Raw genomic sequence first — 23,288 nt, 5'->3', positions numbered from 1 at the left:
GTCCCGGGCCTTCGCCACGCCGGGGAGCGGTCGCCGCCGTGTGGGAGGCCGCCCGCACGCCGCCGGCGCCCGGACCGCCGAGGGGCGGACCGCGCGGACACGCGGGCGGCGCCGTACGGGGACCGCGGCGGTCCCCGTACGGCGGCGCCGCCCGGCCGGTCCGGGACCGGCGGCTTCAGGGCCGGGCGGGCCCCGGATCCGGCCCGGACCGCGGGCCGGTGCCGACGGCGTCGACGACGGCGACGACGACGACGGTGCCGATGACGACGGTGGCGTCCAGCTCGTCGGAGACGGCCACCTCCGGCACCAGGCCGCTGCGGGAGACGATCTCCGCGGCCCGCTCCGCCTGGTGCCTGCCTGTCTCGACCAGCAGGAAGCCGTCCGGCGCCAGCCAGCGCGGCGCCTCGGCGGCCACCCGCCGCACGACGTCGAGCCCGTCCGCGCCGCCGTCGAGCGCCACCCGGGGCTCGTGCAGGCGGGCCTCCGCGGGCAGCAACCCGATCGCCTCGCTGGGCACGTACGGCGTGCTGGCGACCAGCAGGCCGACGCGGCCCCGCAGCGCGGCGGGCAGCGGCGCGTACAGGTCGCCCCGGTGCACCAGGCCGCCGGCGGCGGCGAGGTTGCGGCGGGCGCACCGCACCGCGGCGGGGTCGATGTCGGTCGCGTGCAGCTCGGCCCGGCCCAGGGCGGCGGCCAGCGCGGCACCCACCGCGCCCGAGCCGCAGCACAGGTCCACGACGACGACCGGCGGCCGGGAGGGGGGCCGGTCCGGGGAGCCCGCGGCGGAGCGGCGGGCCAGGGCGACGGCCCGGCGGACGAGGAACTCGGTGCGGCGGCGGGGCACGAAGACCCCGGGCTCCACGGTCATCCGCAGGCCGCAGAACTCCGCCCAGCCGAGGACGTGCTCCAGGGGGAGGCCGGCGGCGCGCCGCTCCACCATGGCGGCGAGGTCGGCCGGGGTCCGCGCCGTGGTGACGATCAGATGCGCCTCGTCCTCGGCGAAGACGCAGCCGGCGGCCCGGAGCCTGGTGACGACGGCGGACAGGGGGAGAGAGGACGGAGAAGTCAACGAGAGAGCCTTCCGACGGTGCCGACGGTGCTCCCCCGCCCCCTAGACCGGGCGGATCGCGGGGCCGCGAGGCGGGAGCACCCTGCCTGACCTGGCGCTGATGGGTCCCACCTCCTCGAGTCGATCACTGCCGGGTCGAAACGCTATCCGAGCCGGATCCCGCCGCGCAAACACCCCGGCGGGCCGGGCCGTGCGGCCGTCGCTCCGGTGGAGACCGGACCGGCGGCGCGCACCGCCCGCCGCGCCGATGACGAAATGTCGGCGATCTCTGGTAGGAACAGGGGCCATCACATCTCGCCCGACAGGGGCCGCGGACGGACACGGCGGGTCCGTCACGCGGGCGGCGGCCGGATGGACGGCAGGGCACGACGGCGACCGTCTCCGCCAGCGCGATGGGGCCGGACGCAGGAGCACACGCGCACGGAGGATCCGCAGATGAACATCTTCGACGGCGTCGACGGGGTCTTCCCGCCCGACCTGGAGAGCCACCGCAGCGGTTACGCCGGGCTGCCGCTGGGCGAGGCCTACGGCCCCGGCACGGAGCAGCCGCCCCCCGGCGAGGCGGCATGGGTCGTGCGCGGATACGGGTACGGATACGGTCCCGACGGCCGCTTCGAGTCCCGGTTCGCGCACTTCACCGAGCACGTCGACACCACCCGGGTCCGCGCGCTCGTCGTGGGGGAGTGGGAGGACGCCTACGAGAAGAGCGCCGACCACGTCGTCGCCGCGCTGGCCGGCAAGGCCGCCGCGTTCCCCGAGCTCAGGGCACTGTTCCTGGGAGACATGCCGTCGGAGCGGTGCGAGATCTCCTGGATCCGGCAGGCCGACGTCACCCCGCTGCTGGAGGCGTTCCCGCGGCTGGAGCGGCTGGAGGTCAGGGGCGGCAGCGGCCTGCGGCTGCGGCCCGTCCGCCACGAGGCGCTCAAGGTCCTGCGCTTCGAGAGCGGGGGCCTGCCCGCCGAGGTCGTCCGGGCGGTCGGCGCCTCGGAGTTCCCCGCGCTGGAGCACCTGGAGCTGTGGCTGGGGGTCTCGGACTACGGCGGGGACGCCACCGTGGCGGACCTGGAGGGCGTCCTGTCCGGGGAGCGGCTGCCCGCGCTGCGCCGCCTGGGGCTGCAGGACAGCGAGATCCAGGACGAGATCGCGGCGGCGGTGGCGGCGGCGCCGGTCGTGGCGCGGCTGGAGGCCCTCGCGCTGTCGATGGGCACCCTGACCGACGAGGGCGCCGAGGCGCTGCTGTCGGGCCAGCCGCTGACCCACCTGGCGCTCCTCGACCTGCACCACCACTACCTGAGCGACGCCATGGCCGAGCGGATCCGCCGGGCCCTGCCCGGCGTCACGGTCGACCTGTCGGAGAAGGAGGAGCCCGACGAGGAGTGGCGCTATGTCGCCGTCGCCGAGTGAGGCCGGGGCGCCCGCGGGAGCCCCGCCCCTGGCGGTCGTCGGCACGCCCGGGGACCGGCGGGTGACGATGTTCGCCGACGCCTGCGCCCGGTACGGCCTGCGCGCGCCCCGGGTGGTCCCGTGGACGCGGGTGCTGCGGGGCGAGGAGATCCGGCTGGAGCCCGGGGCGCTCGTGCGGATCGACTCGCCCGGCGAGGACCCCGAGGCCGACGCGCTGCTGCGCGGGCCCGGCGAGCCGTCCCGGGTGGGCGGGGGCGCGCGCTGGCAGGCGGCCTTCACCGCAGGGACGGCCCGCATCCGCCGGGCCGTACGGCGCACCCCCGGCGCGGTGCTGCTCGGCGACCCCGACGAGATCGCGGTCATGTTCGACAAGCGGCTCTGCCACGCGCGGCTGGCCGCGGCCGGGGTGCCGGTGCCGCCGGCGCTGCCCGGGCCGGTCGAGGGTTACGCCGCGCTGCGCGAGCGGATGGCGCGGGCGGGATGGGCCCGCGTGTTCGTCAAGCCCGCGCACGGCTCCTCGGCCTCCGGGATCATCGCCCTGCACGCGGCCGGGAGCCGGGTCAGGGGGGTCACGTCGGTGGAGGTGTCCCCCGGCGGGCTGCACAACTCGCTGCGGGTGCGCTCCTACGGCGAGACCGAGCTGGCGGTGATCGTCGACCGGCTGGCGGGGGACGGGCTCCACGTCGAGCGCTGGTTCCCCAAGGCGGGTCTGGCCGGGCGCGTGTTCGACCTGCGGGTGGTGGTCGTGGACGGCGTCCCCACCCACGCGGTCGTGCGGGCCAGCCGTACGCCCATGACGAACCTGCACCTGGGCGGCGTCCGCGGCGACCTCGGAGCGGTCCGGGGACGGCTCGGCGAGCGGGGCTGGGAGCGGGCGCTCGACGCGTGCGCGCGGGCGGCGGCGTGCTTCCCCGGGAGCCCGGCCGTCGGCGTCGACCTGATGGTCGGCGCCGACTGGCGGAGTGTCGCGGTGGCCGAGGTCAACGCCTTCGGGGACCTGCTGCCCCGGCTGACCGGGTTCCCGGGGAGCGGCGCGGAGGACCTGGACACCTACGGGACCCAGGTGAGGGCGCTCCTCGCCCGGCACGGCCGGCGGCCCGGGGCCGCCCGCCCGCTCCCCTCCGCCGCGGCCGTCCCCGCGCCGGCCGTTCCGGCGGTGCCGGTCCCCGCGCCGGCCGTTCCGGCGGTGCCGGTCCCCGCGCCGGCCGTTCCGGCACGGGCAGGACGCGGCGGGGAGAGGTGAGCGCGGTGCGGGACATGAACGCGGTCGTGGGGAGCCACGACCTGCTGCTGGTCACGCTCGACACACTCCGCTACGACGTGGCCGACGAGCTGGTCCGGGCGGGGCGGCTGCCCAATCTCGCGCGGGCCCTGCCCGGAGGCCGGTGGGAGCGGAGGCACAGCCCCGGCAGCTTCACCTACGCCGCGCACGCCGCGATCCTCGCCGGATTCCTGCCGACCCCGGTCGCGCCGGGACCGCACCCCCGGCTGTTCGCGGCGACGTTCCCCGGCAGCGAGACCACGGCGGACGGCACGTGGGTGTTCGACGCCCCCGACCTGCCGACGGGACTGGCGGCGGCGGGCTACCACACGATCTGCGTGGGCGGCGTGGGCTTCTTCAACAAGCTCACCCCCCTGGGGTCGGTGCTGCCGGGCAGGTTCGCCGAGAGCCACTGGGCCCCGGAGTTCGGGGTGACCTCCCCCACCTCGTTCGAGGAGCAGGTCGCGTGCGCGGAGCGGGCCGTGGCGCGGGCGGCGGCGCGCGGCGACGGGCCGGTGTTCCTGTTCGTCAACGTCGCGGCGCTGCACCAGCCGAACTGGTTCCACCTGCCCGGCGCGAGTCCCGGGCACGGGGACGGCCCGGCGAGCCACGCCGCCGCGCTGGAGTACGTCGACCGGCACATCGGCAGGCTGTTCGCGCTGGTCAGCGAGAGGCGGCCGGGTTTCGCCGTCGTCTGCTCCGACCACGGCACCGCCTACGGCGAAGACGGATACACCGGGCACAGGATCGGCCACGAGGTGGTCTGGACCGTGCCCTACGGAGAGTTCGAACTCGAACAGGGAGGGTGGCGGTGATCCCGACGACCCCGACGACCCCGGCGAGCCCGGCGTCCGCGATGACCCCGATGACCCCGGCGGGCCCGGGGCGCAGGGGGAGCGCCTCCCCGGCGGAGACCGGCCGGTCGGCGGGACGGCGCGGCCGGGAGCCCGGCGGGCCCGGAGCCCTCCTGGACGCGGGCCCCTACCAGGGATACGTGTACGCCTACCCGCACAAGACCGCCTACCGGCCGCTGGAGCCGCGCCCGCCGCTCCGCGAGGTGTGGGCGGACGAGCCGCAGGACAGCCTCTTCCTCTACCTGCACATCCCGTTCTGCGAGATGCGCTGCGGGTTCTGCAACCTGTTCACCCGGACCGGCGCGCCCGGGGAGCTCGTCACGGCCTACCTCGACGCCCTGGAGCGCCAGGCGCGCGCCGTGGCCGGAGCCCTGGACTCCCCGAGGTTCGTCACCGCGGCGATCGGCGGCGGCACGCCGACCTACCTGAGCGCGGGCGAGCTCACCCGGCTCCTCGACCTCACCGAGCGGACCATGGGGGTGGACCTGCGGGCCGTACCCCTGTCGGTGGAGACCTCGCCGGCCACCGCGACCGCCGACCGGCTCGCGGTGCTGGCCGAGCGGGGCACCACCCGGATCTCCATCGGCGTGCAGAGCTTCGTCGACGCCGAGGTCCGCGCCGCGGTCCGGCCGCAGAAACGGGCCGAGGTCACCGCGGCGCTCGGCCGGATCAGGGAGGCGGGGTTCGGGACGCTCAACCTCGACCTGATCTACGGCATCGACGGGCAGACCGAGCGGACGTGGCGCCGCTCCCTGGAGGCCGCGCTGGAGTGGGAGCCGGAGGAGCTCTACCTCTACCCGCTGTACGTGCGCCCGCTCACCGGCCTCGGCCGCCGCGCGCGCGACTGGGACGACCACCGGCTCGCCCTCTACCGGCAGGGCCGCGACCACCTGCTGGCCGCCGGATACGAGCAGGTGTCGATGCGGATGTTCCGGCTGCCCGGAGCGGGCGCCGCCGGGGCGGGCTCCGGGAGCGGCGGCGCCGAGTACTGCTGCCAGCGCGACGGCATGGTCGGCCTCGGCTGCGGGGCGCGCTCCTACACCTCCCGCCTCCACTACTCCTACGAGTACGCGGTGGCCGCCGGCCAGGTGCGCGCCATCATCGACGACTACGTGCGGCTGGCGCCGCAGGAGTTCGGGGTCGCCAACGTGGGGTTCCGGCTGGACGGCGAGGAGCGGCGCCGCCGCCACCTGCTCCAGTCGCTGCTGCGGGCCGAAGGGCTGGACGAGGCGGGCTACCGCGACCGGTTCGGCACCGGGGCGGCGGAGGACTTCGCCGAGGAGCTGGCACGCCTGGCCGAGCGGGGCTGGCTGGAGCAGGCGGGCGCCGGGCGGCTCCGGCTGACCGCCGAGGGCCTCGCGCGCTCCGACGCGATCGGCCCGGCGCTCTTCTCCGGCCGGGTCCGCGAGCTCATGGCGCAGTACGAGGCCCGGTGAGCACCGGCCTGCTCGCGCCGGGCGGAGCGGAGCCCGGCGACCGCGAGCACCTGACGATCCTCTACCGGGGACCGCTGGCCAGCTGCGACTACGACTGCCCGTACTGCCCGTTCGCCAAGCGCCGCGACAGTCCCGAGCGGCTGCGGGCCGACCGGGCCGCGCTGGAGCGCTTCACCGGCTGGGCGGCCACCCGGGCCCACGAGGTGTCGGTGCTGTTCACCCCCTGGGGGGAGGGCCTGGTGCGGTCCTGGTACCGCCGGGCGATGGTGGAGCTCAGCCGCATGCCGCACGTCCGCCGGGTCGCCATCCAGACCAACCTCAGCAGCCGCACGGACTGGCTGGCCGAGGCGGACCTGGACACGCTCGCCCTCTGGGCGACCTACCATCCGGGCCAGGTCGCCTACGAGCGCTTCCTCGGCAGGTGCCGCGACCTGACCGGGCGGGGGGTGCGGTTCAGCGTCGGCGTCGTCGGGCTGCCCGGGCACCTCGGCCACGCCCGCAGGCTCCGGGCCGACCTGCCGCCGGAGGTGTACCTGTGGGTGAACGCCGCCGAGGGCCACGTCTACACCGACGCCGAGGCGGCCGACTGGACGGCGCTCGACCCGCTCTTCCCCTACAGCCGCTTCCCGCACCGCAGTGCCGGGCAGGCCTGCCGTACGGGTGACAGCGTCGTCTCCGTGGACGGCGACGGCACCGTGCGGCGCTGCCACTTCGTCCCGGCGGTGCTCGGCAACATCTACGACGGGACGTTCCGCCGCCGGGCCCGGCCATGCCCGGCGGCGCTGTGCGACTGCCACATCGGATACGTGCACCTGGAGCCGACCGGCCTGTACGACGTGTTCGCCGGGGGCGTCCTGGAGCGCATCCCGCACGGGCACGGCCGCTGACCCGGCCCGGTGCGGAGGGGGACGCCGGGCCGCTCCCCGCCGCGGGGAGGGGCGAGGCGGGACGTCTCCGGTGCGGCGCGGGAAAGCAGCGGAAGCAGGGGAGGAGGGGAAGCCGCGGGAGGAGGGGAAACGCGGAGAGCGCGGAGGGAAGGGGAGGCGCGGAAAGAGCGGCCCCGCGGCCCGGAAAGGCCGCGGAACCGCTCTGCCCAGCGTTCCTCAGAAGTTTCCCCGAAACGGGGGTGTTCCCGCGGGAAGGCGGCCCCTCGTTTTCGGCGATGCGTGTCCCGGCCGTTTCCGGCCGGTGGAGCCGGCCGGGACGGGTGGGGTCCGGCGGCGCGCGGTGCGGGAGACCGGAGGCGCCGCCTCCCCGGTCAGTTGGCGATGATGCCGAGGACGGCGATGTCGATGAGGTCGTTCAGGACCTCGTTGTGGTTGCTCTTGTCGATGTAGGTGAAGTCGCCATAGCCCCTGCCGTAGTCCCAGTCGCCGGCCATGGCCGGTCCGGTCGTGGCCAGGGTCGCGATGCCTGCGATGGCCGCACCGGCGAGAATGCGACGGATCATGGGTTTTTCCTCCATGGGAAAGAAACGGAGTTGATCGGTGACTCCGCGGCCGGTCTTTCCGGCGGCCGCTCGTCGTGAACAAGCATCGCTTTCCCGTGGACTCCGGTTCGGTGAACTCCCGCCGTGTTCGACCAAGCTCTGGTGATGCTTTTTTGGCGGTCCTCACTGTTTTGAGTGCGCCGTCCGGGTGGTGCCCGCCGTCCGGTGGGCCCCGCCGTACCGCGCGCCGGGTCAGGTCTCCCGCTCGGGGCGGTAGTCGGTCTCGGACAGGCCGAAGGTCCAGGCGACGCCCGCCCGGGCGGTGCGGGTGGCGGGCGGGACGCGCAGCCAGTACTTCCGGAAGGTGCCGTCGGGCTCGGCGGTGGAGTTGACCACCTCGACCATCACCACCGGCTCGTCGTCGGGCAGGTCGATCCGCCACAGCACGCCCGTCTCGTCCCGGTGCACCGGGGCCGCGCCCGACTCGGACAGGTAGCGGTCGTAGCCGAAGTGCTCCAGCATCACCCGGCGCAGCTCGGCGTTCCGCTCGGCGCGGATGCGCTCCGGCGTGAGGGCCGCCATGGCGGCGGAGAACCCGGCCGGGACCGGCATGCCGCCCCAGGCGTGCGCCGCGAAGCCGTCGGGGAACAGCAGCGCCGGCCCGTCGGCGCGGTGCAGGCGGGAGAGCGCGTCGAGGTGCAGTTCGGCGGGGCGTTCGCAGACGACGGCCACCCGCTCGAACGGCCACCACCAGCCCGCCGAGCGGGCGACCCGGGCCAGCCCCTCGGTCTCCGGCCGCTCCAGGGCGTCGAACAGCGACAGCCACGGCGCGTCCTGCTGGCCCAGCACGGCGTCCAGCGTCGCGGCGCGCAGCGCGGCCCCGGCCCCCTCGTCCTCCTCCGCGGCGGCGATGTCCCGGCGGATCCGGGCGGCCAGGTCGTTGACCGGTCCCCAGAGCCGGCCGCCGGTCAGCGTCCAGGCCAGCGGCCAGTCCGCGGTGCCGAGCGAGGCGTGCACGGCGGCCCTGGCCCGCTCCCACGGCCGGGTCCGCACCCGCTCGCGGACCGGCTCGCCCAGGCCGGGCGCGGTGGCGAGCCGGGCGCCGGCGAGCGGCGAGCCGACCCAGACGATCTCTTCGGGCTCGGCCAGCCCGGCGCTGCGGTAGGCGAGCCGTACGCCGGCCTCGGCCTCGGGGCGGTCGGCCGGTCCGGACCGGAAGGCGATCTCCTCCCAGCGGCGGGCCGCGGCGGTCAGGGCGTCGGAGAGTCCGACGGTGACGGTGACGGTCATCTCGGCGGGCCCCCGGATCAGTCGGCGACGACGCGGAAGGCGCCGGGGACGTACTCGCGCTGGCGCCGCACCCGGTACCAGCCCCTGGGCAGGGGGATCGCGGCGTGCTCCTCGTGGACGACACGGCCGCCGGAGGGCAGGTGCAGGAAGTCGGGGTCCGCCGGGCGCGGGGACCGGATCAGGGTGCCGGGGCCGACGACGGCGTGGGCGTGGCCGGTGGCCTCGCCCAGGGCCAGCACCAGGCGGCCGCCCGCGTCGCGCGGCGCGGAGGGGGAGGCGCGGACGGTCTCGGGCACGGCGTCCTCGGGGACGGGCACGATCAGGATGTCACCTTGGCGGTACATGGCTGGCTCCTCGCGATCCGACCTCGCGGTCCGAGGTCGATCAGAAGCTAGCCGCAGTCACCGACAGTTCCCGGGGCCCGGTGGCGCGGTTCCTCCCGGCGGGAGGACGGGACCGGCGGAACGCGGAGAAAACGAAGAAAGCGGCCCGGCGGCCGTGGCCGCGGGGCCGCTTCTCCAACGAGCGACTCACCAGAAGTTTCCCCCGGACAGGGGATGGTGCCTTGTCAGGAAGGCGGTGTCCCGGTTTCCGGACGATTCACATCGCGACTATTTCCGACTAGCAGGAATATCCAGGGTGAATCATCTCCGGGGCGACGGCGCCGGGCGCGTCATCGCCTCTGTGGAAGGTCAGTTCTCGATGATGCCGAGGAGCGCCAGGTCGAGGAGGTCGTTCAGGACCTCGTTGTGGTTGCCGTCGTTGACGTAGGTCAGGGACGGGCCGTGGCCGTAGCCGTAGTCGCCCGCCGAAGCGGTGCCGGCGACGGCCAGGGCGCCGACGCCCGCGAGACCTGCGATGGCCGCGCCGACGAGAATACGACGGATCATGATGTTCTTCCTCCATGGGAACGGAACGGGGAACTCTCTGCGGCCCCGGCGGCGGACCGCGTCCGGCCGGCCGCCCGTGGCCGCGAACAAGCATCCCGTATCGGAGGTGCCGTTTCAGCGAACGAACGCCATGTTTGATCAAAGGATGGCGATGATTGTTTGGTGTTCGCCGCCGCATTCTCCGCTTCGGCGGCGTATGAAATGCATTCCGGGTTTATCCGGTCGTTCCGGTTGCCGGCCCTCGGTCCGCGGCGTCCGCCGGTCGCGTGACGGCACCGGGCTCCGGCCGGGCGCCCAGCGCGCGGAGCACGAAGCCGGAGACGATCTCCTCGGCCTCCTGCACCGTCACCGTGCCGCCGAGCAGCGGCAGCCGCTCGGCGCCGATGACGGCGAGGATGATCCGGGCGGTGGCGGTCACGTCGGGGGCCTGGAAGTCACCCGAGGCCACGCCGGTGTCGAGGATGCCGGTCAGGATGCGCTGCATCGGCGCGACGTGCTCGGCCAGGCGCTGGTAGGCGTCCGGCCCCAGGGCCGCCGACAGGTCGGCGGGACCGGGGTGGGGGTGGGCGAGCAGCCCGTCGAGCTGGAGCCGGACGAACACCCGCAGCCGCTCGGCGGGCGAGGCGTCCTCGGGCAGCTCCCGCTCGTAGGCCTCGATGAAGTACTGCGTCACCCGCTCGGTGAAGGCCAGCAGCAGCGCGGCCTTGTCGGGGAAGTAGTTGTACAGGACGGTCCGGGTGATGCCCGCCTCGCTCGCCACGTCGGTCATCGAGATGGCGTCGATGCCCTGGTCGCGGGAGAGCCGCGAGACCGCCTGCAGGATGCGGTCCCGGGTCTGGGCGCGGTGCTCGCCGATCGTCGCGGCCGAGATGCGGGGCATGGACCCATGGTCGCACACGGCGGGCCGGGCGGCGGGGGAGCCGCCGGGGCCGCCGTGCGCGGCGCGGTCAGGCGGCGGGCTCGGTCCGCACCACCCGGCCGAGGTCGGCCAGGACCTCGGTGTTGAGCCGGTAGGCGAGCTTGGTCTCGCGGATGATGCGCTGCTTCTCGGCCTCGTCCACGGGCAGGGCGTCCAGCCGGGCGCGGTAGGCGTTCTTGAACCTGGGCAGGCTGCCGATCCGGTCGAAGCGGTAGAAGTCGACGCCGCCGCCCGGGCCGTAGCCGTAGATCTTCTCCAGCTCCATCCGGATGAACTGCCCGCCGGACAGGTCGCCCATGTAGCGGGTGTAGTGGTGGGCGACGTAGCCGCCCGGCCAGCCGGCGGTCCGCTCGATCCGGGCGACCAGGGCGCGGGTCGGCGCGGAGGGCTCGATCCGGTCGGCCCAGCCGGGGCCGTAGATCGTCTCCAGGTCGCGGACCAGTGCTTCCTCGCGGTAGAGCTCGGGGACGACGAACGGCCCGGCGACCGGGTCCCCGGCGAGCGCCCGGGAGACGCCGTCGAGCGCGACGTAGGCGAAGTAGTGCTGGGCCACCAGCTCGCCGTAGGCCTCGGGGCCGAGCCTCCCGGCCATCAGGGCCGTGAGGTAGGCGCCGTCCTCGGCCGAGGAGTGGTCGCTCCAGGTGGCGCTCCTGAGCGCTTCGGAGAACGGCGCCTCGCTCATGATCACTCCGTATCGAAGAGGTGTTTTCATGACGGAGTGTCACAAAGAATCCGGCCGCGCGTCAAGACGATGACGACACCTTGTCGTCAAAACGCGGCTCCCGGAGGGCCGGAGCCTCCCCGCCCGCCGTCCCGCTCCGGAGCCGCGGGCGCGGGCCCGGACGGGGCCGGGAGTCAGTCGCCGGGGCGGACCACGCCGGTCTCGTAGGCGTACACGATCGCCTGCGCCCGGTCGCGCAGGCCGAGCTTGGCCAGGATCCGGCCCACGTGCGTCTTGACGGTCTGCTCGGACAGCACGAGCTCGGCGGCGATCTCCTGGTTGGACAGGCCGCGGGCGACGAGGGCGAGCACCTCGGTCTCCCGCTCGGTGATGTCGCCCGGCCGCACGCGCGGGCGGCTCGGCCCGACCCGGGCGAACTCCGCGATGAGCCGCCGGGTCACCGAGGGCGCCAGCAGCGCCTCCCCGGCCGCCACCACCCGGACGGCCTCGGCCAGCTGCTGCGCGGAGGCGTCCTTGAGCAGGAACCCGCTGGCCCCGGCCCGCAGCGCCTCGTAGACGTAGTCGTCGAGGTCGAAGGTGGTCAGGATCAGGATCTTCGGGGCGTGCTCGCCGTACTGTCCGGAGGAGAGGATCTCCCGCGTCGCGGCCAGGCCGTCCATGACGGGCATGCGCACGTCCATCAGCACGACGTCGGGCCGGAGCTCCGCCGTCCGCGCCACGGCCTCGCGGCCGTCGGCGGCCTCGCCCACGACCTCCATGTCCGGCTGGGCGCCGAGGAAGACGGTGAAGCCCGTCCGCACCATGCCCTGGTCGTCCGCGATGAGCACCCGGATCGTCACCGATCGCCTCCAATGGGGGGATTGAGGCCGTCAGACCGTGGCCGCCGGCTCGTCCTGTGTGATCGGCAGTATGGCGGTGACGGCGAACCCGTTGCCCACCGGTCCGGCCCAGAGCCGCCCGCCGAGCACGGCCGCCCGCTCCCGCATGCCGATCAGGCCGTGCCCCGCGTGCGGGGACGCTTTTTCGGAGCCGGAGCCGGAGCCGGAGCCGGAGCCGGAGCCGGAGCCGGAGCCGGCACGCGGGCCCGGCCCGGCGGCCGGGCGTCCGGCGGTGCCGTTCGCCACGTGGATGTGCAGCTCGTCGGCGGACCTGCGGATCTCCACCGTGACGGCCGAGCCGGGCGCGTGCCGCATCGCGTTGCTCAGCGACTCCTGCACGATCCGGTAGGCCGACAGACTCACCGCCTCGGGCAGCCCGGTCAGGCCGCCGCCGAGCCTGGGCGTCACGGCGAGCCCGGCCGAGCGCGCGGTGGCGAGCAGCTCCTCCAGCCGGCCGAGCCCCGGCTGCGGCGCGGTGTCGCGCGCCCCGTCGGCGTCGCGCAGCACGCCCAGGACCCGCCGCATCTCGTTCATGGCGGTCAGGGAGAGCGCGCGGATCTCCGCCAGCCCCTCCTCCAGCAGCCGCGCGTCCCCGCGCGCCCTCAGCGGCACGGCCTCCGCCTGGATGGCGATCACCGACATGTGGTGGGCCACGATGTCGTGCAGCTCCCGGGCGATCCTGGCCCGCTCCTCCAGCACGGCCTGCCCGGCCAGCGCCCGTTCGCTGCGCCGTTCCTCCTCGACCAGACGCCTGACCGCGGTGCGCCTGGCCCGGACGTTGTAGCCGAGCAGGACGGCCGCGGTCACCAGGCCCATGCCGACGACGGTCACGCCGGTCTGGTCGCTCTGCACCTGGACGAACCACACGCCGGCGGCGGAGAAGAGCCACACGCCGATGGTGACGTGCCGCTCGCAGCGGACCGCGACCGCGTAGACGACAAGCAGGTACGAGATCACGGTGTCGGTGGAGTAAGGCGTGTCCAGGGCCTGCAGACGGGTGAGGACCCCCGCCGGGGTCAGCACCGCGGCGAGCCGCCAGGCCGCCAGGGGGAGGCGGTCGCGCAGCGCCAGCGGGAGCGCGGAGCAGGCGGCGGCGAACTGGATCTCCCCCCAGCCCAGCGGCTCCGGCAGGTGCGCCGTGTCGCTCCACAGCATCGACTGCACGGCGCTGAACAGGATGAAGGCCAGCACGAGGTCGGCCAGCAGGACCAGGTCGACCGTGCGGAACGGGAGCAGTCCCAGGAAGCCCGGCACGCGGGGGGCCAGCCACCGGGAGCGGGGATGCGGAGGGTCGGCCCTGCCTTTCCACAGCGCGGCGGCGAGCGCGTGCGCCAGCCGGGCCAGCGGGCTGCGGGCCCGGTCCCGCGGGGCGGGAGGGGAGGTCATCCGGCCAGTCTAGGGACGGTGATCATCGCCCCGCATCACCCCGTGGAGGGGCTCGCCGCGTCCCTCCACGGGGTGATGATTACAGGATTACGATCGCTCACAGCGAAAAGACTCAAGTCCGGGAACATTCGGAGGCTCCTGTTAATTGAGTCGGTATAACTCAACCCCATGGAGCGCAGATGAGTGAGAGCTTGAACCTCCCGGTCCTTCCGCTCGACGACGAGGTCGTGCTGCCGGGCATGGTGGTCCCCCTGAACCTGTCGGCGAACGAGGTCAGGGCCGCGATCGACGCGGCCCGGGCCCTCGACGAGAACACCCCCGAGGTCCTCCTCGTCCCGCGGATCGACGGGCACTACGGCGCCGTCGGCGTCCGGGCGGTCGTGGAGCAGATCGGCAGGCTGCCCGGCGGCGAGCCCGTGGCCGTGGTGCGCGGCGTCGACCGGATCCGCGTGGGCGCCGGCACCACCGGCCCCGGCGCGGCGCTGTGGGTGCAGGCGAGCAGGATCGACCCCGTCGAGGCGGGCGAGCGCGCCCAGGAGCTCGCCAGGGAGTACAAGGCGCTGGCCACCACGATCCTGCAGAAGCGGGGCGCCTGGCAGGTGGTCGACGCGCTCAACCAGATGGACGACCCGTCGCTGCTGGCTGACAACTCCGGCTACGCGCCCTGGCTCACCACCGCGCGCAAGGTCGAGATCCTCCAGACCGCCGACCCGGCCGAGCGCCTGGCGATGCTGATCGAGTGGTCCCGCGAGCACCTGGCCGAGCTGGACGTGGCCGAGACGATCCGCAAGGACGTCCAGGAGGGCATGGAGAAGCAGCAGCGCGAGTTCCTGCTCCGCCAGCAGCTCGCCGCGGTCCGCAAGGAGCTGGCCGAGCTCAACGGCTCCTCCCCGGAGACCGAGGAGGAGGACTACCGCGCCCGCGTCGAGGCCGCCGACCTGCCCGAGAAGGTGCGCGAGGCCGCGCTCAAGGAGGTCGCCAAGCTGGAGCGGACCTCCGACCAGTCCCCCGAGACCGGCTGGATCCGCACCTGGCTCGACACCGTCCTCGACATCCCGTGGAACACCCGGACCGAGGACTCCTACGACATCGCCGCGGCCCGCGAGGTCCTCGACGCCGACCACACCGGTCTCGACGACGTCAAGGACCGCATCATCGAGTACCTCGCCGTCCGGGGCCGCCGCGCCGCCAAGGGCCTCGGCGCGGTGGGCGGGCGGCGCAGCGGCGCCGTGCTCGCCCTGGCCGGCCCTCCCGGGGTCGGCAAGACCTCCCTCGGCGAGTCCGTCGCCCGCGCGATGGGCCGCAAGTTCGTCCGGGTCGCCCTCGGCGGCGTGCGTGACGAGGCCGAGATCCGCGGCCACCGCCGCACCTACGTCGGCGCGCTGCCCGGCCGGATCGTCCGGGCGATCCGCGAGGCCGGCTCGATGAACCCCGTGGTGCTCCTCGACGAGATCGACAAGGTCGGCTCCGACTACCGGGGCGACCCGACCGCGGCGCTGCTGGAGGTGCTCGACCCCGCGCAGAACCACACCTTCCGCGACCACTACCTGGAGGTCGAGCTCGACCTGTCCGACGTGCTCTTCCTGGCGACCGCCAACGTGCTGGAGGCGATCCCCGGCCCGCTGCTGGACCGCATGGAGGTCGTCACGCTCGACGGCTACACCGAGGACGAGAAGGTCGCGATCGCCCGCGACCACCTGCTCCCGCGCCAGCTGGAGAAGGCCGGGCTGACCGCCGAGGACGTCGCGGTCGGCGACGACGCGCTGCGCCGCATCGCGGGGGAGTACACCCGGGAGGCCGGGGTCCGCTCCCTGGAGCGCTCGATCGCCCGGGTCCTGCGCAAGGTCGCCGCGCAGGCGGCGCTCGGCGAGGCCGGGCTGCCGGTGACGGTGGCCGCGGACGACCTGGTCGCCTACCTCGGCCGGCCGCGGCACGTCCCGGAGTCCTCGCTGCCGGAGTCCCGCCAGCGTACGGCGGTGCCGGGCGTGGCCACCGGCCTGGCGGTCACCGGCGCGGGCGGCGACGTCCTCTACGTGGAGGCGTCGCTGGCCGACCCGGAGACCGGCCCCACCGGGCTGACCCTGACCGGCCAGCTCGGCGACGTGATGAAGGAGTCGGCGCAGATCGCGCTCTCCTACCTGCGCTCGCGCGGCGCGGAGCTGGAGCTGCCGGTCGCCTCGCTCAAGGACCGCTCGGTGCACATCCACTTCCCGGCCGGCGCGGTCCCCAAGGACGGCCCCTCCGCGGGCATCACCATGACCACGGCCCTGGCCTCGCTGCTGTCGGGCCGCCCGGTCCGCGCGGACGTGGCGATGACCGGCGAGGTCTCCCTCACCGGCCGGGTGCTGCCGATCGGCGGGGTCAAGCAGAAGCTGCTGGCCGCCCACCGGGCGGGCATCACCACGGTGCTGATCCCGGCCCGCAACGAGCCCGACCTCGACGACGTCCCCGAGTCCGTGCGCGAGGAGCTCACCATCCACACGGTGAGCGACGTGCGGGAGGTCCTCGAGATCGCCCTCACCCCGGCGAAGGTCGCCGAGCCCGCGGCGGCCTGACCCCCGGACGGGGCGGAGCCGGCCTGCGCCGGGTCCGCCTCCCGCGGCCCGCGCTCCATGAGGGGGGAGCGCGGGCCGCGCCGCGTCGGGGGCCGTGCCCGGTGCGGCGCCCGGGGCCGTACCCGCCGGGGGGAGCCGGGAGGCGGCGGCCGTACAGGACCGCCGGGAAGATCACGATTTGCCGTACGGAGTCCCGTCCGGGCCGGGGAGTTGAAAGAATCTTGGTCGGCGGACGCGAACCGAGCGGAGAACATCCCATGAGCCCTGAGACCGACATCTACGACCCCTCGCTGTACGAGGCCGGCATGCCCTGGGACCGGTACGCCCGGCTCCGCTCCGGTGACCCCGTCCACCGGCACGCCGAGCCCGGCGGTCCCGGCTTCTGGGCGGTGATGCGCCACGCCGACATCCAGTACGTCTCCCGCCGCCCGGAGGTCTTCTCCTCGGCCGCGGGCGGTGTCATGGTCCCCGACCCGACCGAGGAGCAGCTGTCCCGTAACCGGCTGATGATGCTCTTCCAGGACCCGCCCGAGCACACCGCCACGCGCGCCGTCGTCAACCGGGGCTTCACGCCCAGGATGATCGGCAAGCTGGAGGAGCACATCCGCGACATCTGCCGGGAGCTCGTCGACGCCGCGCTGGCCCGCGGCACGGTGGACTTCGTCGCCGACATCGCCGCCCCGCTCCCGCTGTACGTGATCTGCGAGCTGCTCGGCGCCCCGGCCGAGGACCGGGAGAAGGTCTTCACCTGGTCGAACGCGCTCATCGGCGCCGACGACCCCGACTTCGCCACCCAGGACACCGAGCCGATCTTCGAGCTGATCAACTACGCCGTCGCGCTCGGCGCGCAGCGGCGCGCCGAGCCGCGCGACGACATCGTCAGCAAGCTGGTCGCCTCCGGCGAGGACGGCTCCGGCATGGACGACCTCGCCCTCGGCGTGTTCGTGGTGCTGCTGGCCGTCGCGGGCAACGAGACGACCCGCAACGCCGCCTCCGGCGGGCTGCAGGCGTTCTTCGACCACCCGGAGCAGTGGGAGCGGCTGCTGGCGGACCGGTCGCTGCTGCGCACCCTCCCCGACGAGGTCGTGCGCTGGGTGTCGCCGGTGGTCACCATGCGCCGCACGACGCTGACCGAGACCGAGCTCGGCGGCAAGACGATCCCGGCGGGGGACAAGGTGGTGCTCTACTACCCGTCGGGCAACCGCGACGCCGACGTCTTCCCGGACGCCGACGTCTTCGACATCGGCCGCGACCCCAACCCGCACATCGGCTTCGGCGGGGGCGGCCCGCACTTCTGCCTCGGCGCCCACCTGGCCCGCATGGAGGTGCGGGTGCTCTTCGAGGTCCTGGCCGAGCGCGCCCCCGGCATCGCCCCGGCCGGTACGGCCCGGCGGCTCCGCTCCAACTTCGTCAACTCGATCAAGGAGATGCCGGTCCGGCTCCGGATGTGACCGGTATCACAGGATGTGACGGGAATGAAGTGACATGAGGGGCGTGTTACCGCCGACATGAACGCGGCACACGACACCGAGGCGACCCAGCAGCAGGGCCGGGCCGCCTGTCGTGGCGTGCGAATGCGCCGGATGCGCGGGGGCTCAGGGACGCCCCGCGCACTCTGAAGTCCCGCCCCTCCCGTCCCTCCCCCCGTCGAAGAAGGCCCTGCGATCATGAGCTGCCCCGCGGACACCCTTGTCCTGCGCCGTCTGAGCCACCTGCCCTTCCATCCCGGCACGCGCTAGCCGCACCCGCCTGAGGTTTTTCCGTCGCTGATGGCCGGTCGTGTTGGGGAGAAGTGTTGTGATCGAGGTGTCGGGCCTGCGCAAGGTCTACCGGGACCGGGGGCGCGAGGTCGTCGCGCTGGAGGGCGTGGACCTGCGCGTCCGCGAGGGTGAGATCTACGGCGTGCTCGGGCAGAGCGGTGCGGGCAAGAGCACGCTGCTGCGCTGCGTGAACCTGCTGGAGCGGCCCACCGCGGGGACGGTCCGGGTGGCCGGGCAGGAGCTGACCGCGCTGGGCGAGGCCGAGCTGCGCCGCGCCCGCCGCCGGATCGGGATGATCCACCAGCACTTCGCGCTGCTGTCGTCCCGCACGGTCGCCGGGAACGTCGCCTTCCCCCTGGAGGTGATGGGCGTCGGGCGGGCCGAGCGGGCCCGGCGGGTCGCCGAGCTGCTGGAGCTGGTCGGACTGGCCGACAAGGCCGGGGCGCACCCGGCGCAGCTGTCCGGCGGGCAGAAGCAGCGGGTCGGCATCGCCCGCGCGCTGGCCGGCAACCCGGCGGTGCTGCTGTCGGACGAGGCCACCTCGGCGCTCGACCCGGCCACCACGCAGTCGATCCTGGCCCTGCTGAAGAGCCTCAACCGCGAGCTGGGGCTGACCATCCTGCTGATCACCCACGAGATGCACGTCGTCAAGGGGATCTGCGACTCGGTGGCCGTCATGCGCGACGGCCGGGTCGAGGAGTCCGGGACCATCCCCGAGCTCGTCGCGCGTCCCGGCTCCCGGCTCGCCGCGGAGCTGTTCCCGCTGCCCGCGCCCGAGCCCGGGAACGTCACGATCACCTTCACCGGGCGCGCCGACGAGCCGGTGGTCTCGGAGATCGTGCGCAGGTTCGACGTCGACGTGAACATCCTCGGCGGCGCCGTGGAGGAGGTGGCCGGGATCTCCGCCGGGCGGCTGCGGGTGCACCTGACCGGCGGCGAGCGCGAGGCGGCCCTCGGCTACCTGGCCGAGCGCGGCCTGCTGGTGGAGGTGGCGGCATGACGTGGGAGGAGATGGGCCCCCTGCTGTGGGAGGCCACCGGGCAGACCGCGCAGATGGTCCTGGTGTCCACGCTGTTCACGGTGCTGTTCGGGCTGCCGCTCGGCGTCGCGCTGGTCGTCACCGACGACGGCGGGCTGCTGCCGTCCCGGGTGCTGAACCGGGTGCTCGGCCTGCTCGTCAACATCGGCCGGTCGCTGCCCTTCATCATCCTGATGATCGCGGTGATCCCGCTGACCAGGCTCATCGTGGGCACCACCATCGGCACGGCCGCCACCGTCGTCCCGCTCACCCTCGGGGCGGCGCCGTTCTTCGCCCGGCTGGTGGAGACGGCGCTGCGCGAGGTCGACCGGGAGACGGTCCAGGCCGCCCAGGCCATGGGCGCCGGCCGGTGGACCATCGTGGGCAAGGTCCTGCTCCCCGAGGCGATGCCCGGCCTGGTGGCGGGGCTCACCGTCACCGTGGTCGCGCTGATCTCCTACTCGGCGATGGCCGGGGCGATCGGCGGCGGCGGCCTCGGCGACCTGGCCATCCGCTACGGCTACCAGCGCTTCGAGACCACACTCATGATCGTCACGGTCGTCGCGCTGGTCGTCATCGTGCAGCTCGTGCAGATGCTGGGCGACGCCGTCGCCCGCAGGCTCTCGCGCCGCTGAGCGCCCGCCACCCCCCCTGGCGTCCCGCCGCCGGCATTATTCATATAATTCCTATCAATTAACCATGTTTTATATCGAGATCAAGGAGCGCACAGTGCGAAAGCTGTTCGCCGTCGCGTCCGCCGCCACCGCCCTCGTCCTGTCGCTGGCGGCCTGCGGCTCGACCGGATCCGACGCCGCCGAGAGCACGTCCGCCGCGCCCGCCGCGGGCGAGGTGCTCAAGGTCGGCGTCAGCCCCGTCCCGCACGGGCAGATCCTGAAGTTCGTCAAGGACGAGCTCGCCGCCGCCGAGGGCCTGAACCTGGAGATCGTCGAGTTCACCGACTACGTGCAGCCGAACGTGCAGCTCGAGGAGGGGCAGCTCGGCGCCAACTTCTTCCAGCACCGGCCGTACCTCGACGACTTCAACTCCTCCAAGGGCACCAAGCTGGTCTACGTCCAGGACGTGCACCTGGAGCCGCTGGGCCTGTACTCCAAGAAGATCAAGGCCGTGACCGAGCTCGCCGACGGCGCGACCGTCGCGGTGCCCAACGACGCCACCAACCTCGGCCGGGCGCTGAAGCTGCTGGCCGACAACGGCGTGGTCACCCTGAAGGAGGGCGTCGGCACCGCCGCCACCGAGCGGGACGTCACCGGCAACCCGAAGAACCTGAAGTTCCAGCCGCTGGAGGCCGCGCAGCTGCCCCGCTCCCTGGAGGACGTGGACGCCGCCGTCATCAACGGCAACTACGCGATCGAGGCGGACCTCAAGCCGGCCTCCGACGCGCTGGTGCTGGAGAAGGCCGAGGGCAACCCCTACGCCAACGGGCTGGTCGTGAAGGCCGGCCAGGAGCAGGACCCGCGCGTGGTCAAGCTCGCCAAGCTGCTGGGCGGGGCCGAGGTGAAGCAGTACATCGAGCGCACCTACGGCGGCTCCGTCATCGCCGCGAACGCCGGCTGAGAAACGGGGCGGGAGGCGGCGAGGCCGCGCCGGTGATCCTTTTTCGCGGTGAACCGATATATCGGGAAAAACCGCTTATCGGATCTCCGGCGCGACCTCGCCGTTTAAGCGGGCTGTAAGCGGGTGGCAATCGCCGGGACCTACAAAGGGAGCGTCAAGAAATCCTCATTCCCGAGAGGACCCCTCAGATGCGAATCGCCACCCGTATCCTCGTCGGCGCCGGCGCGGCCACCCTCCTCGCGGTGGGCGCCCCGGTCGCCGCCAGTGCATCGGCCGCCGAGCCGGTCAACACCCACACCACTTCTCCCGCGGGCGCCTCGTCCTCCTCCTTCGACCACTGGGGCCCCTACTTCTCCGGTGACCACAAGGCCAAGGCCTCGGGCACGGTCAAGGTCCACAAGAAGTCGGAGAAGAAGGGTTACTGGAAGAAGTATCCGGTGACCGTCAAGAAGTGCTGGTGGAAGGACGGCAAGAAGAAGTGCTCCTGGATCAAGACCTGGAAGAAGAAGTGGGTCTGGAAGTGGGAGCACACCTACCACTACACCGTCAACAGCAAGCTCACCAACTACAAGTGGTGGGGCGACCCGAAGTACCGCTGCGCGTGGGAGACCTTCCGGATCGTGGGCTTCGACGGCTCGGTCTCCTTCGAGAGCGCCAGGAACTGCGGCAAGGGCACGGAGTACCACTCCTTCAGCGGTGAGAACGCCGAGGCGATCTACGTCAAGGTCGGCCGCGGCAACCACCACGGGCCCAAGGGCTACGCCGGCTGGCACGAGATCTACAGCCACTCCTGACGGCGCGACGGCGCCGTCCTGCGGCGGCCGGTGAAGCGGGCCGCGACCTCCCCGGGGGGTCGCGGCCCTTTTCCGTGCGGGGGCTGCGCCGTCCGCCGCCCGATCCTCCCGTCTTCTTGATGTCCCTACCACGATGACGGGTAAGTGAGCACTTCCCGGGGATCATCGAACCGAGTAGCGTTCGGTTATGCATCCGGGAGCCATCGCAGCAGTTTCGCCCGGCAAGCCCGCTGTGATCATGGCGGGCTCCGGGAGGGTCGTCACCTACCGCGAGCTGGACGAGGAGTCCAACCGCCTCGCCCACCTCTTCCGCGCCGCGGGCCTGCGCCCCGGCGACCACGTCGCCTTCATGCTGGAGAACCACCCGCTCTTCCTGGCGGTGGCCTGGGCGGCGCACCGCTCGGGCCTCTACTACACCGCGATCAGCTCCCGGCTCACGACCGAGGAGCTGGCCTACATCGTGGACAACTGCGAGGCCAGGGTCTTCATCTCCTCCGCCGCGCTCGCCGGCGTCGCCACCTCGATCACCGAGGCCACCCCCCGGGTCGAGGCCAGGCTCATGCTGGACGGCACCGCCCCCGGCTTCGCCTCCTACGAGGATGCGGTCGCCGCCCACCCGGTGACGCCCGTCGAGGACGAGTGCCAGGGCGCCGACATGCTCTACTCCTCCGGCACCACCGGCCGCCCCAAGGGTGTCAAGCCGGCCCTGAGCATGGCCCCCCTCGACGAGCCGGGCCCGCTGCTCCAGCTCATCCAGTTCCTGTTCGCCCCGTCGGCCGAGAGCGTCTACCTCTCCCCGGCGCCGCTGTACCACGCCGCCCCCCTGCGCTACTGCATGAGCTTCCAGCGCCTGGGCGCGACCGTCGTGGTGATGGAGCGCTTCGACGCCGAGCAGGCGCTCGCGCTCATCGAGCGGTACGGCGTGACGCACTCCCAGTGGGTGCCGACGATGTTCATCAAGATGCTCAAGCTCCCGGAGGAGACCCGGGCGAAGTACGACCTGTCCTCGCTGACGTGCGCGATCCACGCCGCGGCGCCCTGCCCGGTCCCGGTCAAGGAGCGGATGATCGACTGGTGGGGCCCGATCGTCCACGAGTACTACGCGGGGACCGAGGGCAACGGATTCCTCTACGCCGGCCCGCAGGACTGGCTGGCGCACAAGGGCACCGTGGGCCGGCCGCTCCTCGGCGTGGTGCACATCTGCGACGAGAACGGCGACGAGCTGCCGCCGGGCGAGCACGGCACGGTCTACTTCGACAAGGGGCCGGCGTTCGTCTACCACGGCGACGAGGCCAAGACGCAGGCGTCCCGGGACCCGCAGGGCCGGGGCTGGACGACCCTGGGCGACATCGGCTACCTCGACGAGGAGGGCTTCCTCTACCTCACCGACCGGCGCTCCTACATGATCATCTCGGGCGGGGTGAACATCTACCCCCAGGAGGCCGAGAACGTGCTCGCCGTCCACCCCGAGGTGGCCGACGTGGCGGTCATCGGCGTGCCTGACGAGGAGATGGGCGAGCAGGTCAAGGCCGTGGTGGAGCCGGTCTCCATGGAGCTGGCCGGGCCGGGGCTGGAGGCCGAGCTGATCGCCTACTGCCGCTCCAGGCTCGCGGCCTACAAGTGCCCGAAGTCGGTCGACTTCCGCCCGGAGCTTCCCCGGCATCCCACGGGCAAGCTCTACAAGCGGCTCCTCCGCGACGAGTACTGGCCCGCCGAACCATGATTTTTCCCGTCCCGCCGAGGCCGCGCCGCACCCCCTGACCACGGCGGATAAAGCCGCTGTCAGGGGGTGCGGACCATCCCGATCACGCCCTTAACCAGCTCTTACGCCCTCTCGCGCAGGATGGGACGCACCGGGGGAAACCGGTCGTCGCCGTGGTGTCCACGGAGGGACGTAGCACCTGGGGGATGGACGAGATGGACGACAAGAAGAACGAGCAGGGCACCACCCCGGCCGAGGCGGCGTCCGGCGGCGAGGGCTGGAGCCAGTTCGGCGCGGTCCCGCCCCGCGCGGGCGGGTTCCCCGGCGTCCGGGCCGGGGGCGCCGCCGGGACGGGCGCCGCCCCGGTCCCGGCGCCGGAGCCGGCC

General features: G+C 73.5%; 21 protein-coding genes and 1 pseudogene. 13 read left to right on the top strand and 9 right to left on the bottom strand.

Features of this window, described 5'->3' with window-relative positions; all coding sequences use genetic code 11:
* Positions 1–175 precede the first annotated feature (175 nt).
* Positions 176–1,069 carry a putative protein N(5)-glutamine methyltransferase gene (locus tag ABD823_RS16055; protein ID WP_344860279.1) on the bottom strand — a complete coding sequence of 298 codons (894 nt, stop codon included), beginning with the start codon at positions 1,067–1,069 and terminating at the stop codon, positions 176–178.
* A gap of 435 nt (positions 1,070–1,504) precedes the next feature.
* On the opposite strand from ABD823_RS16055, the gene ABD823_RS16050 reads away from it, so the two are divergent.
* The 5 genes from ABD823_RS16050 to ABD823_RS16030 are packed head-to-tail and all read left to right on the top strand — an operon-like array spanning position 1,505 to position 6,911.
* Positions 1,505–2,473, top strand: coding sequence for an STM4015 family protein (locus ABD823_RS16050; protein ID WP_344860277.1), 969 nt, complete (start codon positions 1,505–1,507; stop codon positions 2,471–2,473).
* Entirely contained in the window at positions 2,454–3,716 is a 1,263-nt protein-coding gene (locus ABD823_RS16045) for an STM4014 family protein (protein ID WP_344860276.1), read from the top strand. The genes ABD823_RS16050 and ABD823_RS16045 overlap by 20 nt, the downstream gene beginning before the upstream one ends.
* A gap of 14 nt (positions 3,717–3,730) precedes the next feature.
* Positions 3,731–4,549 (top strand): STM4013/SEN3800 family hydrolase, encoded by an 819-nt coding sequence (locus tag ABD823_RS16040; protein WP_344860415.1) that lies wholly within the window; start codon positions 3,731–3,733, stop codon positions 4,547–4,549.
* Positions 4,546–6,024 carry an STM4012 family radical SAM protein gene (locus tag ABD823_RS16035; protein ID WP_344860275.1) on the top strand — a complete coding sequence of 493 codons (1,479 nt, stop codon included), beginning with the start codon at positions 4,546–4,548 and terminating at the stop codon, positions 6,022–6,024. The genes ABD823_RS16040 and ABD823_RS16035 overlap by 4 nt, the downstream gene beginning before the upstream one ends.
* Positions 6,021–6,911: an STM4011 family radical SAM protein gene (locus ABD823_RS16030; protein ID WP_344860273.1), complete on the top strand. Its 891-nt coding sequence runs from the start codon at positions 6,021–6,023 to the stop codon at positions 6,909–6,911. The genes ABD823_RS16035 and ABD823_RS16030 overlap by 4 nt, the downstream gene beginning before the upstream one ends.
* A 371-nt stretch (positions 6,912–7,282) precedes the next feature.
* On the opposite strand, the gene ABD823_RS16025 is transcribed toward ABD823_RS16030, so the two are convergent.
* From ABD823_RS16025 to ABD823_RS15990, 8 genes are all read right to left on the bottom strand, one after another.
* The gene (locus ABD823_RS16025; protein ID WP_344860272.1) at positions 7,283–7,474 is read right to left on the bottom strand and encodes a hypothetical protein; all 192 of its coding nucleotides are present in this window, start codon (positions 7,472–7,474) and stop codon (positions 7,283–7,285) included.
* Between the two features lie 231 nt (positions 7,475–7,705).
* A complete protein-coding gene (locus tag ABD823_RS16020) occupies positions 7,706–8,743 on the bottom strand; it encodes a DUF6745 domain-containing protein (RefSeq protein ID WP_344860270.1) in 1,038 nt (345 codons plus the stop codon).
* A 17-nt stretch (positions 8,744–8,760) separates the two neighbouring features.
* Entirely contained in the window at positions 8,761–9,087 is a 327-nt protein-coding gene (locus ABD823_RS16015) for a hypothetical protein (protein ID WP_344860268.1), read from the bottom strand.
* Between the two features lie 348 nt (positions 9,088–9,435).
* Positions 9,436–9,633: a hypothetical protein gene (locus tag ABD823_RS16010; RefSeq protein WP_344860267.1), complete on the bottom strand. Its 198-nt coding sequence runs from the start codon at positions 9,631–9,633 to the stop codon at positions 9,436–9,438.
* Positions 9,634–9,847: 214 nt separating this feature from the next.
* The gene (locus ABD823_RS16005; RefSeq protein ID WP_344860265.1) at positions 9,848–10,513 is read right to left on the bottom strand and encodes a TetR/AcrR family transcriptional regulator; all 666 of its coding nucleotides are present in this window, start codon (positions 10,511–10,513) and stop codon (positions 9,848–9,850) included.
* Between the two features lie 67 nt (positions 10,514–10,580).
* On the bottom strand, positions 10,581–11,234 hold the full coding sequence (locus ABD823_RS16000) for a biliverdin-producing heme oxygenase (protein ID WP_344860263.1): 654 nt from the start codon (positions 11,232–11,234) through the stop codon (positions 10,581–10,583).
* 173 nt (positions 11,235–11,407) lie between these two features.
* Positions 11,408–12,073 (bottom strand): response regulator, encoded by a 666-nt coding sequence (locus tag ABD823_RS15995; protein WP_344860262.1) that lies wholly within the window; start codon positions 12,071–12,073, stop codon positions 11,408–11,410.
* Positions 12,074–12,103: 30 nt separating this feature from the next.
* On the bottom strand, positions 12,104–13,498 hold the full coding sequence (locus tag ABD823_RS15990) for a sensor histidine kinase (RefSeq protein ID WP_344860261.1): 1,395 nt from the start codon (positions 13,496–13,498) through the stop codon (positions 12,104–12,106).
* A gap of 179 nt (positions 13,499–13,677) precedes the next feature.
* On the opposite strand from ABD823_RS15990, the gene lon reads away from it, so the two are divergent.
* The 8 genes and pseudogenes from lon to ABD823_RS15950 all read left to right on the top strand — a co-directional run.
* Positions 13,678–16,053, top strand: coding sequence for an endopeptidase La (gene lon / locus ABD823_RS15985; RefSeq protein WP_344860259.1), 2,376 nt, complete (start codon positions 13,678–13,680; stop codon positions 16,051–16,053).
* Positions 16,054–16,310: 257 nt separating this feature from the next.
* Positions 16,311–17,504 (top strand): cytochrome P450, encoded by a 1,194-nt coding sequence (locus ABD823_RS15980; RefSeq protein WP_344860257.1) that lies wholly within the window; start codon positions 16,311–16,313, stop codon positions 17,502–17,504.
* Between the two features lie 346 nt (positions 17,505–17,850).
* Positions 17,851–18,813, top strand: a complete 963-nt coding sequence (locus ABD823_RS15975; RefSeq protein ID WP_344860255.1) for a methionine ABC transporter ATP-binding protein — start codon at positions 17,851–17,853, stop codon at positions 18,811–18,813.
* On the top strand, positions 18,810–19,466 hold the full coding sequence (locus tag ABD823_RS15970; protein ID WP_344860253.1) for a methionine ABC transporter permease: 657 nt from the start codon (positions 18,810–18,812) through the stop codon (positions 19,464–19,466). The genes ABD823_RS15975 and ABD823_RS15970 overlap by 4 nt, the downstream gene beginning before the upstream one ends.
* A 94-nt stretch (positions 19,467–19,560) precedes the next feature.
* Positions 19,561–20,406, top strand: a complete 846-nt coding sequence (locus tag ABD823_RS15965; protein ID WP_344860252.1) for a MetQ/NlpA family ABC transporter substrate-binding protein — start codon at positions 19,561–19,563, stop codon at positions 20,404–20,406.
* Between the two features lie 188 nt (positions 20,407–20,594).
* Positions 20,595–21,200, top strand: coding sequence for a hypothetical protein (locus tag ABD823_RS15960; protein WP_344860250.1), 606 nt, complete (start codon positions 20,595–20,597; stop codon positions 21,198–21,200).
* Between the two features lie 187 nt (positions 21,201–21,387).
* On the top strand, positions 21,388–22,923 hold the full coding sequence (locus ABD823_RS15955) for an AMP-binding protein (RefSeq protein ID WP_344860248.1): 1,536 nt from the start codon (positions 21,388–21,390) through the stop codon (positions 22,921–22,923).
* 185 nt (positions 22,924–23,108) lie between these two features.
* A pseudogene (locus ABD823_RS15950) lies at positions 23,109–23,288 on the top strand (trypsin); the annotation flags it as partial.

It is taken from the genome of Planomonospora alba, assembly GCF_039534085.1.
GTDB classification, from domain to species: Bacteria; Actinomycetota; Actinomycetes; order Streptosporangiales; family Streptosporangiaceae; genus Planomonospora_B; species Planomonospora_B alba.
This window is presented reverse-complemented; position numbering and strand designations above follow the sequence as displayed.